The 12,979-nt window shown below is 39.4% G+C and carries 8 protein-coding genes; 5 read left to right on the forward strand and 3 right to left on the reverse strand.

The genetic code is table 11. From position 1 onward, the window contains the following. Positions 1–81: 81 nt before the first annotated feature. Both IEU71_RS01895 and IEU71_RS01900 read left to right on the forward strand, forming a co-directional pair. Positions 82–384 carry a tyrosine-type recombinase/integrase gene (locus tag IEU71_RS01895; RefSeq protein ID WP_267878718.1) on the forward strand — a complete coding sequence of 101 codons (303 nt, stop codon included), beginning with the start codon at positions 82–84 and terminating at the stop codon, positions 382–384. A 1,263-nt stretch (positions 385–1,647) separates the two neighbouring features. After that, on the forward strand, positions 1,648–2,496 hold the full coding sequence (locus IEU71_RS01900; protein ID WP_004915711.1) for a MetQ/NlpA family ABC transporter substrate-binding protein: 849 nt from the start codon (positions 1,648–1,650) through the stop codon (positions 2,494–2,496). A gap of 167 nt (positions 2,497–2,663) precedes the next feature. On the opposite strand, the gene IEU71_RS01905 is transcribed toward IEU71_RS01900, so the two are convergent. The 3 genes from IEU71_RS01905 to hemH form a co-directional block, all read right to left on the reverse strand. Continuing rightward, a complete protein-coding gene (locus IEU71_RS01905; RefSeq protein WP_004915714.1) occupies positions 2,664–3,308 on the reverse strand; it encodes a CHAP domain-containing protein in 645 nt (214 codons plus the stop codon). A gap of 126 nt (positions 3,309–3,434) precedes the next feature. Further along, entirely contained in the window at positions 3,435–4,751 is a 1,317-nt protein-coding gene (locus tag IEU71_RS01910) for an Nramp family divalent metal transporter (RefSeq protein WP_004915717.1), read from the reverse strand. Further along, entirely contained in the window at positions 4,744–5,688 is a 945-nt protein-coding gene (hemH, locus tag IEU71_RS01915; RefSeq protein WP_004915720.1) for a ferrochelatase, read from the reverse strand. The genes IEU71_RS01910 and hemH overlap by 8 nt, the downstream gene beginning before the upstream one ends. 194 nt (positions 5,689–5,882) lie before the next feature. Between hemH and IEU71_RS01920 the strand changes: the two genes are divergently transcribed. The 3 genes from IEU71_RS01920 to IEU71_RS01930 all read left to right on the forward strand — a co-directional run bounded on the left by IEU71_RS01920 (position 5,883) and on the right by IEU71_RS01930 (position 12,881). Further along, positions 5,883–6,416 carry an rRNA large subunit pseudouridine synthase E gene (locus IEU71_RS01920; protein WP_004915722.1) on the forward strand — a complete coding sequence of 178 codons (534 nt, stop codon included), beginning with the start codon at positions 5,883–5,885 and terminating at the stop codon, positions 6,414–6,416. A gap of 50 nt (positions 6,417–6,466) precedes the next feature. Continuing rightward, complete coding sequence (locus IEU71_RS01925; RefSeq protein ID WP_004915723.1) at positions 6,467–7,183, forward strand: YebC/PmpR family DNA-binding transcriptional regulator; 717 nt, start codon at positions 6,467–6,469, stop codon at positions 7,181–7,183. Positions 7,184–7,469: 286 nt separating this feature from the next. Beyond that, the gene (locus tag IEU71_RS01930; RefSeq protein WP_004915726.1) at positions 7,470–12,881 is read left to right on the forward strand and encodes a S8 family serine peptidase; all 5,412 of its coding nucleotides are present in this window, start codon (positions 7,470–7,472) and stop codon (positions 12,879–12,881) included. The last annotated feature ends 98 nt before the right edge of the window (positions 12,882–12,979 follow it).

Raw genomic sequence — 12,979 nt, forward strand, 5'->3', positions numbered from 1 at the left:
TCTTGTGAATAACGAATTGACATAAAAATACTCCTATACTTTCATTTTACGGACTGAATAAAAATAGTCCATTTTTTTAGTATAAGAGCAAATGATTATGGATTATTATTTTGGGGTAAAAACAATCGTATTCTGCATTCTTCAGAAATAAATAAAACTTTGACAAGCATTTTGGAACGCTTAAATATTAACAGGATTAGCTTTCATGGCTTGAGGCATACTCATGCGTCAGTGATGCTGTTTTATGGTATGCCAGTTTTGTCAGTATCGCGTAGATTAGGGCATTCGAATATACAAACAACGCAAAACGTTTATTTGCATATGCTTAAAGAGATGGAGTTGCGTGACACGAAGATGATTAATAATATTTTTGCTGAAATTTAACAAAATGAGTTTAAAGACATTTAAATAAGTTTGTCTTTTTGCGGCGGAACGGTACTTAAAATTTTTTGTATACTTTAAATAAATTGTAAAAAAATAAGCGAGAATATCAGAGCAACACGTTCTCGCGCTGTAAATCTAGGTATATAAATGGACTATTTTGAGAACGTATTCATTAATTATCATTTTATATATTGATTTGATCGCATGTACACTTTTTTCTCCCTTAAGAAAGTATCAAAACGTTGTCCAATGGTTTTGATAAAAAAGTCAAGTTTCTTTATATTATTAATTATTTTAGATAAATGGAAAAAATTTGAGGATTTGGAAAAATACTTAAAAATAGAAATTAGACTGCTTGTCCAGTAGAAATAAGAATAAGACAATAACAAAAAAGAGTAAAAAATGGTCTGTTCTTGCCTACAAATATTTATTTGCCGGCGTTTGTAGACAAAAATAAGAATAAAAAAGTAACTAAACCAACTTATCACCATATGCGTTATTTCCAGTTTATTTGAAAAATTGAGCACAATGAGATGTAATGTAATACAATATACGTGGTCAGCTAAATTATAGGGATTGCGAATTATAACATAGGTTCCTCTCGTCGGCATATCTACTTATAAATTTATAATCATAAAGATGCCAAACTTCTTGTAAACTGAGAAGTTTGGCATGTTTTATACTTACCTAAATCAACAACGAAAGCATCGTTAAGAATTGTTGTTGTGGATTGTTCATGATATTGCTTTTCTCTGAATATTCACTGCAAAATTTACCAACTAGCTTTTACTAAAATATTTGTTTGGAATAAAACGCAGTGATCATTTAAGTTGTTGGTTGACATTAGAATGAATGGGATGTAGTATTATCTATAACGATTTTTAGAATGAAACGAATTGAACAGGAAAGTAACAGTTTATCAAAGCCAAGAAAGCTAACGGGAGATGTGAGTTAGCGTGCGTGCGATTGTGAAAATGACCTGTGATTGGTGCAGACGAGTCGGTTTACCGTTTAGTTTGCAACGATTTGGCCCCCGTTAACGGGCACACCATTCGGCTAGGATCATTTCCCGATGCCCGATGGTTAGTGAGCAACTATTTGGTAACAAATAGTCCAAACTCAGAATGGTATCGCGCTTATGGTAAGCCGCTTCTGTATTGACAAAGTACAGAAGCGGCTTTTTTGATTGAAAAAATAGCTTGTTCATCGCCATTCTAAAAATCAGGAATTATCATTTAGAGAAAACAGGGAGAAATACGTATCATGAGTAAAACAACTAAATGGCTTGTTGGTGGTGTGGCTGTCGTCGCTATCGCCGGCATTGCCTATGCCAGCTTTGGTCCACAGACCAAAAGTAAAGATCAAGAGACACTGACAGTTGGTATCATGGCAGGCGATAAACGCACAGACAAGCAATGGAAAATTATAAAAAATAATGCCAAAAAAGAAGGATTGACCTTAAAAATAAAAACGTTCACGGATTATACACAACCTAACGCGGCGTTAACATCCGGCGATATTGACGCAAATGCTTTTCAGCATTACATCTTTTTGAATGATTGGAACAAGAGCCATAAGTCTAATATTGTACCTGTGGGGGAAACAATTTTAGTGGCTGGTCGCTTATATTCCGACAAGCACAAATCAATTAAAGATATTCCAGAAAATGGAACGGTTGGTATTTCTAATAGTAAGGTCACTCAAGGCAGATCTTTGTTGGTATTGCAATCTGCAGGATTGATTAAAATAGCCAGTAATGTAAAAGATCCAACGGTAAAAGATATCGTTGAGAATAAGAAGAATCTGAAATTTAAAGAATTAGCAACTGATCAATTGGTTAGAACTTTACCGGAAGTAGATGTTGCCTCAATTGATCCTAGCTTTATCGTCGGATCTGGTCGATCGATCAAGTCAGCGATATATGTACAGCCAGTTAATAAGAGTACACATGGCGGCATTAATATTATTGCAACAACAAAAAGCAAGAAAAATAGTGTTGCAATCAAAAAATTTGTTAAAGCGTATCAATCCGATAATGTGGCGGACTATATTGATAACAAAAGTGGCACCGGAGAAATTGCTGTTTGGAAGGGCGCACCAAAGGTACAATAACTGATTTTTCATTGCTATGCATATGCAAGCGATTTATCATAAAAAATGGCTTGATAAGTCGTTATAAATGAACCATCCAAACATTGCACGAGTTTATGTTGAGTAAAACAATAGCCACAACACTGATATTAGTGTTATGGCTATTGTATGTTGATAAGATATGGCAATTAATTTTGATGAATGAATTGGACACTCGCAGTAGGTACTGTTCTGGTGCTATAAAGACCGCGGCCAGCGTTTCCTTCAGAAATTAAGATTGTGCCATCTGAATTAACTTTTTCCACGACAGCAACGTGCCCATAGGTTGCATCTGCACCGTGGAGTCCAGGTGAAAATACAGCAACACTACCCGGCTTGGCTTCTCCGTTAACTTGATACCCCGCTGTTTTTGCTGACTTGGCCCAGTCCTGTGCGTTACCCCAATAATTACCAACCCAGCCTAAACTCGCTTTGACATACCAAGTGCATTGCCCAAATGGATAGCTATTTTTTGCGTTATTAATATTTTCGTTACGCTTATCAATAGCTACGAATGCAGCGTCGTGATTGTTTTCTTTGTCCGATGTATTGGTTTCTGATTGTTCATTAACTTTCAATTCGTTTCCAACATATATCCAATGCCCATTTGAGGGGAGACCATTAATTCGGACAATTTCTGAAACTGAGGTATTATTGGCTAGCGCAATATCATAAACGGTTTCACCTTTAACGACACGATGAGTATCTGCACTGACCTCCGTGTTTGACATGGCAAATGCTGCGCTCATAGTTGCGGCAACTAAGAAAATAGTTTTTACAAGTGATGAATTCATACAATGCTCCTTCGTAGTTAATAATCAAAATATATTCTATAATCATGATATAACCTAGATATTGTGAGATTGTGGTTGAATTGTGATTTGTTTGTGATTTTTCTATGTTTAGAAAAAATGGCATTTTTAAAACACACTTAAAATCAACTGCACATTCAAAATAGTCAAAACACTCGCAATCAAATAACCCAGTACAGTCACCCACTTCTGGTTAACAAATCTTGTCGTCATGTAGCGTGTTTTGCTGGTGAAATACACGAGTGGAAACATCGAAAATGGCAACGCTATACTGAGAAAAATTTGTGAGTAAACAATCAGTTGGTCGAGCACACCTTCTTTTGCGCCAAATAAGATCACCAGTAAAATAACAGGGATAATTGCCAAGAGACGCGTGATAACACGTCTTAACCAGAGTGGTAGTTTCAAGTTTGTGAAACCTTCCATGACAATTTGCCCACTCAATGTACCAGTGATGGTGGCGTTTTGACCTGAGGCGAGTAAGGCGATAGCAAACAAAGTGCTCAAAAATGGTGACGCAATTTTACCCGCTAAATGGGGATTTTGCAACGCATGGTACAAGTCGCTGAAAGCAGACAGATTGGCTTGCGTACCATAGAACAGGGCAGCGCCAAGAATCAGTAACAAAGAGTTGATAATCAAAGCAACGAGTAAATGAACGTTGGAGTCCCATTTAGAAAATCTCACAGCTTCAGCAACTTGCGCCGAATCGTCGTGGTCAAAACGACGGGTTTGCGACAAAGAGGAATGTAAAAATAAATTATGAGGCATAATTGTGGCACCGATAATACCAAGTGATAGGATTAATTGCGAATGGTGGATTAAGCTAATTTGTGGGCAATAGCCACGTAATAAATCACCTAGTTGCGGTTGTGATAATGCAACTTCGTAAGCAAATACTAAACCAACAGCAAAAATTAAAATAAACACAATGGCTTCAACGCGTTGAATACCAAATCGTAGCAAAGCGAGTAGCAATAAAACGTCCAAACTAGTAATTAAAATGCCGATAAATAATGGTATTTTAAACAGTAACGTTAATGCAATCGCAGAACCGACTACCGAGGTGATATCGGTTGCCATCATGGCGAGTTCAGATAATAACCACAATAAGATTGCAACGGGACGATTAACATGCTGACGAATAATTTGTGCCAAATCAAGTTGTGTCACAACACCAAGTTTGGCGGCTAAATATTGCATTAGCATCGCCACTAAAATTGACATCAAAATGACTGACAATAGTAAATAACGATAATGAATACCACCCATTATCGACGTGAGCCAATTGCCCGGATCCATATAACCCACAGCAATTAGAGCGCCGGGGCCACTATAAGCTAAGAATTTTCGCCAAAATGCACTTTCATAAACGCTTGGCACGGTAACAGAATTGTTAATTTCAGAGAGACTTTTCTCAGTCATGAGCCACCTCGTCAGTGGCTAACTGTGCTAAAAAGCTAGAAAAGTCAGGGGAATCGTTAAAAGGTGGCACGACATCATACAATTCGCCGCCCGTACTACCAAAAGTTTGATAGCCTTGGACATTAATTTCTTCAAGGGTTTCGAGACAATCAGCGACAAATGATGGTGTTACAATCAAGATACGTCGTTTACCGAGTACAGGTAATTGTTGCAAGGTTGGCCGTAGATAAGGTTTTAACCAGGGCATGGGACCAAACTTTGACTGGAATACTTGGGTGACATTGTCGCGGTTGAGTGACGGCACCGATGACATCAAATTTGCGGTTGTGTCCGTACATTGTTGTAAGTATGGATCGCCTTTGCGGACATACGAGCTGGGAATGCCGTGGTAACTGACCAGCAACTGATCGTATTTATCAGGATCCCACTGACTAGCCACCGTCTTAGCGAGAAGTTGTTGATAATGTTCGTGTTGGTAAAAGTCAGTAATGATTTGTGTGGGAATTCCTGTTGCTTCGACTTGTTCAACAATGGATTTTGTGGTTGTAGTACTGTATTGTGGAAAAAGTGGGAGGACAACGATGTTGTCAACACCGGCGTTTTGTAATTTGTGTAGTTCACCAGCAATACTTGGTTGACCGTAAGTCATGGCATAGCTAACCTGCCAGTCAGGCAAAAGCGCTTGAATTTGTTGTGCTTGCAATTTTGTATATTGCATCAAAGGTGAACCCAATGGTTGCCAAACATGTTGATAAAACGTCGCTGAACGCCATGAACGAGTTGGCAAAATAATGTGATTGAGAATTGGTTGCCATAACCATTTTGGCATTTGAATGACATTATGGTCGGACAAGAAGGCTTTGAGATACTGTTTGACTGCTTGTGTGGTAGGCTCGGCTGGCGTGCCAAGATTAACAATTAATAGACTATTTTTCATAATTTTCCCTCACTAACTAGTATAAATTGAAGCAAGTCCTTATCGTTTGATAAAAATGGTACAAGAAATGGGATAATCTCTCAGTTTGTTACAGTGACTATTGGTGGATGTGATACAATAATAATGCTATTAAAGCAAATCACCGCATTGATTTGCTTCTTTTTTTACAATGAAAAGGACACTACTACAACAGCATGATTGTACTATTTAATAAACCTTATAATGTATTGACAAAATTCACAGATGATCAAGGGAGACCCACTTTAGCTGACTATATTGACATTCCGCGCGTTTATGCGGCAGGGCGTTTAGACATGGATAGTGAAGGGCTGTTGTTGCTAACCGACAATGGCAAGTTGAACCATGAACTAACTGACCCCGAGAATAAAGCCTACAAAATTTATGTCGTTCAAGTAGACGGTATTCCAACAAAAGCCCAACTGCGTGAATTAGCGCAAGGTGTCATGCTCAAAGATGGCATGACCTTACCGGCCAAAGTGAAACGAATTCCTTATCCAAAATGGCTATGGGAGCGTGAAAAGCCGATCCGCGTCCGGCAAAATCAACCGACGAGTTTTATTCAACTCAAAATCAAAGAGGGGCGCAATCGTCAAGTGCGTCGTATGACAGCAGCTGTGGGAATTCCGACGTTACGGTTGATTCGCACGCATATTGGGGAATATCACATTGCTGATTTGAAGCCGGGCCAGTATCGTGTGGTGAAATAGGCGACGAACCGGTATAATATTAAAAGATATAAATTAAAAGAGGTGACCTCATGGGACGTAAATGGGAAAACATTAAAATGAAAAAGGCGCAGACTGATGGTGCTGCCGCCAAAGTTAACAGTAAATATGGGATTGAAATTTATGCTGCTGCCAAGCAAGGTGGTAGTCCTGATCCAGAAGCTAACTCAACTTTGAAGTTTGTTATCGAACGTGCCAAGCAGGCACAGGTGCCAAAGCACGTTATCGAACGTGCTTTGGAAAAAGCCAAGGGTTCGGGCGATGAGACTTTCATTGAAGGACGCTATGAGGGATTTGGTCCCAATGGGTCATTAATTATTGTGGATACCTTAACTTCTAACGTCAACCGTACAGCAACCAACGTTCGCACGGCCTTTAACAAAAATGGTGGCACTTATGGCGCTTCAGGTTCAGTTAGCTATCTTTTTGATGAGACTGGTGTGATTGTCTTTGAAGGGGATGATGCTGATGGTGCCTTAGAGACATTATTAGACGCCGAAGTAGACGTTCGTGATGCGGAACAACAAGATGATCAAGTCGTTGTTTATACAGAGCCAACTGCATTGCATCAAGCAATTGCGGCATTGCGCGACAGTGGTGTATCTGAATTTTCAACCACTGAAATTACGATGTTGCCACAATCAGAAATGACACTTGAAGGTGACGATTTAGAAGCATTCGAAAAATTAGTTGACGCCTTAGAGTCAGATGAAGACGTGCAACAAGTTCACCACAACGTGACCTTATAATAAATATCTTTCACTAAGCCAATAACATGTTATTGGCTTTTTTTTTTGCAAATATGTGCTAAAAATAATAAAATTATCATTTTCAAAATGTGGTTGATAATGGACGTGGAATAGGTTAATTAAACCCCTGAAAGTTGCTGTAAAGGCTTTAAAATAGCTTTTATGAGGAATTGTGTTCAAAAAAAGAAGTTTGTAAATAAACTGTGAAAAAATGGTTTATGGGGTAAATTTTATACTATAATGGTGCAATGTTCATGAACAAAAAATTTGAAGATGAGAGAAGAATATGAGAAAACGACAAGCTTATCTAATGTTCTCGGGCTTTGCCTTGATGGCTATTGCTGGTACAACGGTTGGTGTCAACACCTATCAGCAGCATCGCCTAGCGCCCTACAAGACCGCAAAACAGCAAAAGGTGCAGACGGTCGTCCAGAACTTCCCGACAGCGGTTGTCAAAACTAAAGCACAAAAAGCTGATGATTTGAAAACAAAAGGGATTGAGACGCCTTATGACACGCAACTCACTGCGCAAGGCAAAAAGCCTAAGGAAATGACGTTAGCAGAAAAGTCTAATACTTATGTCAAAATGACTTTGAGTTTGTCAGATGAGGCAGCAGCGCAAAAATCAAGCACCCCAAACCCTGACGGTACGTCAGCAACGCTAAATCGTATCAATCAAGCCGAGCAAAACGTAATTGACCAGCAAACGCCAATCAAAAATCGTGCCGAGCAAATCACCGGTAAAAAAGTTCTAAAACAAAGTGGGTATTTGGTCAATACTTTGTCGATTATGGCTAAGCCAACACAAGTGAAGCAATTGTCAGCGATTGCTGGCGTGAAAGAAGTCCACATTCAAAGTGTTTATCAGCCGGCAAACTCTAATGATAATGATCTTGCCCAAGTGACTGACGACTGGCGTTCAGCGCATGGCGGCGACGGCAGTGGCATGTTGATTGCTGACATTGATTCGGGCATCGATTACACACACCCTGATTTGAAATTAACCACCATAGGTAGTAAACAGGCTAAGTTAAGCAAAGATAGTTCAAAACTGTTCCAAAAATTCAGTTCGTATGGTGTTTACCAGTCCAACAAAGTGCCATTTGCCCACAATTATGCGGATAACATTGATTCTCAAGATGAGTTAAAAGACAGCGGTATTACTCACGAACACGGACAGCACGTGGCTGGTATCTTGGCGGCTAACGGTAAAGTCAAAGGGGTGGCACCTGAAGAGCAATTGCTGGATATGAAAGTGTTCAGTAATCATCACAATGGGGCGTCAACCGACTCGATTGTGGACGCCATTGAAGACTCAGTGAAGCTTGGCGCTGACGTGTTGAACTTGTCACTGGGATCATCATTGACTAACTATTCTAGTCTGATGCCAGAAACGGCTGCTTTAAATCGAGCGGCAAAGTTGGGTGTTGTCCCGGTTGTGGCAGCGTCAAATGATGGTCGAGCATCAGCTGAACAATCTGATTTACATACTGTTGCCCATAATCCTGAAGAAGATATTTCAATTAGTTCCATGTCACTTGCTGACGGGGCTATATCAGTAGCATCAATGGAAGGTACGCAAACACATGCGTTGACGACAAACTTCTCAGATAGCACAGGCAAGACATTTAGTGATAAAGTGCCGGTGCGTGTGTCACCAGGGATTCCAGATAACTTTTGGACGAAGGAACATACGATTAAGGATAATGATGTGCCATGGGTTGATGGCGAGAGAAACTTTGACGAGACAAAAAAAGCCGATTGGTTTTCAAAAGGTTTCGATCGTTCTTCGGACGCTCATAAAATCAAAATCATTCAATACAATCCGGATCCTAATGCCGGTACGACAGTTAAAGATATGCAGAAGGCTGCAAAAAATAACAATGTCGACATGGTGATTTTAATTGATTATAAAGATCGACCATTACCTGGCTGCGATTCTGCACCGGTAGATGATGAAAATGCACCTGCAATGTTGATATCCTATCAAAGTGGGAAACAATTGCTTGCTAAGGTAAGAGAATTAGCGCCTGATTATTATGAAAAAGAGGTACTACCAGAAGATGCAACAAATGAAGACGCTAATAAAAGAAAAGAAGTAGCAAACGCGTCGCTAAGTGCACCAACGACGACAACTTCAGATAATCAAAACACAGGCAAGATGAGTACGTTCACATCTTGGGGATGTACGCCAGACTTGAACTTGAAGCCTGATGTTACCGGTGTTGGCGGTAATATTTGGTCATTGTCTAATAAAGATTATGCACAAATGAGTGGCACAAGTATGGCATCACCATTTGTTGCTGGAACAGTGGCATTGTTGAAGCAACAAGCTAAAAAACAACATATCAATCTTGGTCAAGGTAGCAACAAGTTCATCAAGAATATGAAGACATTGCTACAAAATACAGCACAACCAGTATACAGTAAAGATGGTCAAGCTTATTATTCACCACGTCAACAAGGTGCTGGTTTAGTTCAAGTTGACAATGCTATTAAATCACGCACAGTTGTTACTGATGCCAAAGATCAAGATGGTGCAGTTGATTTGAAGAGCTTTAGTGGACAGACGAAGACATTTAGCTTGAATATCAAAAACGTCGGTAATAAAGCAGCTACCTATTCGATTAAAGGACTTGGTGGTGTGGCAACTGAAATTCGTACCACTGATTCCAAGTCACCAAACGAAGTGGGTATTCGAACAACCTATAACTCCGACGGTATAGCATTAGATACAACCAGTTTGAATGGTGTTGGGACTTACTATTATCGTGATGAACAACCCTATCTCGATTTAGTGAGTGAGCATAACATTGCTAACGCTAAATTGACAACCAGTAAAAATCAAGTTTCTGTGCCAGCTGGTCAGACAAAGACGGTTGCCGTGACAGTCACTGTGCCAAAAACTCAAACTAAGCAGAGCTGGGTAGAAGGCTATGTTCAAGTTAAATCTACCAAAGACAGCGAACCTGCAGCCAATATTCCTTACTTTGGCTACTATGGTGATTGGGACGCAGGACAAGTCATTGATAAGCCAGCACAAGAAAAAGGATCAATTAAAGGCTGGGGTTATTTAGGTGATTCTCATTATTTGCGACCATTAGTCACAGGAAATACGGGTATTGCTTCTAATGAATACGTTACACAATATACAAGTGATAATGATCACGCGGCTATCTCATTTCAAAAGAGTAGTGCGCATCAGTCAGCAGTTGATTTAGAATACATGTTACGTTGGACGAAACAAATTGATGTTGACGTGTTGGGAGCGGATAAAAAGACCGTCCTGACGCATTTAGCAACTTATCAGCAGTCTAAGCCGGGACTAATTAGTACAGAATGGAATGGCACTGTACCAAATACTAAAACAGGTAAATCTGAAAAGGTAGCTGATGGGGTCTATTACATCCGCACCAAAGCCAAAATGTTAGATGGTGCTAAAACTGAGACGGTATTCCGTAAGTTAACCGTCGATAATATCATGCCGAAAGTTAAAAATGCACATTTGAAGTATAAAAAAGACGGGTTTCATTTAACTGCCGACATTGATGAAAAAGGTTCTGGTTTGTTTGACCTTTCTAATGATTACGTGGGTGGCAGAGTTGATTTACGTTTGAATTCGATCCTAAGTTCTAATCAGTTTGACACACCTGAGAAGGAGAAAGCTTCTGGCTGGTTACACAATTATTTTGATATTCTTTTGAACAAAGACCAGGTTGAAAACTTGAAAAAGCAAGATAACAAGGTTGAAATTACTTTGCGTGACCGTGCTGGAAATGGCGATTGGTATGAAAGTCAATTTAAGCTACCCGTTGAGGGTACCAAAGAAACTAATACTCAAGTAGATCAATTGGCAAGCAAATTTACTGTTGATTATCAAAATATGATTAAAATAACTAAAGTTGATGGTGAGAATAGTAACTTGTCAATGGATGCAAATCGTGTTCATGTTGAAACTGGAGAACACGTTGATCCCAATAGTGCGCCAAGTGAGCATAAAAGTATCAACGCCTTTGATTTAAAAGCAGTAGATTCAAAGTATTGGTCAATGCAAATTAATGGTTCTTGGAATCAAAATAAACAATTTAATGTCACGTCATTTGATAGTCAAGACAAACAAATTGACCATGTTGCCGTGACGGCTAAAAAGGGTAACTGGTCAACAAGAATTAAAGTGGGTAAACTTGGATATCTTAAGTTTACTGACGAATCTGGTAAAGAGTTGACTAAGCCTGTGGTACCAGAGATTCCTGTTGGCGAGGGAATTGATACTGAAATAGATCAAACAGCTTTAGCAAACGAATCTCATGGTAAATGGATTAAGCGAGGAAATCATGAAATTCTTGTCGTGCCGTATAGTACAAGTAGCCTAAATATCAAAGGTGCTTTCACTGGTGCTCATATGCCAGATAAGGTGTTGATTTATAATAATCAAGTGATTGATAAGGAATCTGGCACGATTTGTGTTGCACACCCAACTTGGACTGATAATCACTTAAATATGCAAGTCTATACTGGACAGCATGGTCTAGAAAAGAATGTTGAGGCCACTAAATTACCTGCTGATGGGGCCTATAGTGGTCAGATCGGCCTTTGGGACGCACAAACATTAGCTAACTTACAAAATAACAGTCTTAATCTATTAAAAAAAGCTAGCAACTATGAAGGTGGAGGATCAAAGGATTGTGCTAGTAACGGTCTTCAGAGTGTTCAGTTTACTGGTTATGAAGCCGAGTATAGTGATATATTGCCGCGTATTGTAACACCAGCAGGTGGTGAAAACTGGTTTTTCAATGATGCTTGTTTACAAAAAGATGTTTCGCCCAACGATCCTTTGTATCACTATCGTTGGCAATTGTCTGATTTTAGTAAGACATTTAGCATGCCGGTCTATCGTTTACCAGAAGGCGAAAGCTTATCATCTGTTAAAGACAATGGCGAGGAAAATGACGCAATTCTACCATTAAAACCAGAACACAATGCTGAGTCTTTGGGGCTTAATGATAAATGGCCAATTATGATGATTGGTTCTGATATCGCAGTTACACCAAGCAACTTGCTTGATGAAAATGGTGCTCTAACGTGCTATAATCCATTCACACAAGATTATACAATCACGGGTTATGCAATTCCTTCTATCAAAAATCTGCGTTTTGTCTTGAATAGTGCTAACCCAGACGACAAATCAAATCAAGTCACCATTAACCCAGATGGTAGCTTTAAGTTTGTAGCGCATCACGTTGGACCTGTTGTTGAAAAAGCGTTTGTCGTGAAATATGATCAAACAGTTCAAGGTGAAACAACTGCCAAGACACAAAAACATGTGTTGAAAACTAACCTGAGTCAACCAGCAATTCATCTTGACACTGACACGAATTGGGTGCAACGACCTAATAGCCACCATTTTGATGTCTACACGACAAACACTAGCTTTACGTTGAGCGGGCAGGTATCTGCCTATAACACAGGTGTTGCTGTGAATGTCAACGGTGAAAATGTCTTTGTTGGTCAAACTAACTGGGATGGTGCTAGCAAGTACGGCACGCCATATCTTGGCTTTTCCCCAGAGAAGTTCAGTAAGACTTACAAGTTAAATAAGCACGAGACTGCAACATACAACATTATGCCATATCAGTTATCGGATACTGGTAATGTGGGTGATACGTATGAAGTTGTGGTTCATCAAGTTGGTAAGTAAATTAACTTGAGGCATAAATTTATTGCAGTAAACCGGTTGAATTCTAACAATATTCAACCGGTTTTTGTGTGATAACGCTTACAATTGATCAAAATTCC

Origin of the sequence: Leuconostoc falkenbergense (assembly GCF_014634805.1) — a bacterium.
In the GTDB taxonomy this organism is placed as follows: domain Bacteria; phylum Bacillota; class Bacilli; order Lactobacillales; family Lactobacillaceae; genus Leuconostoc; species Leuconostoc falkenbergense.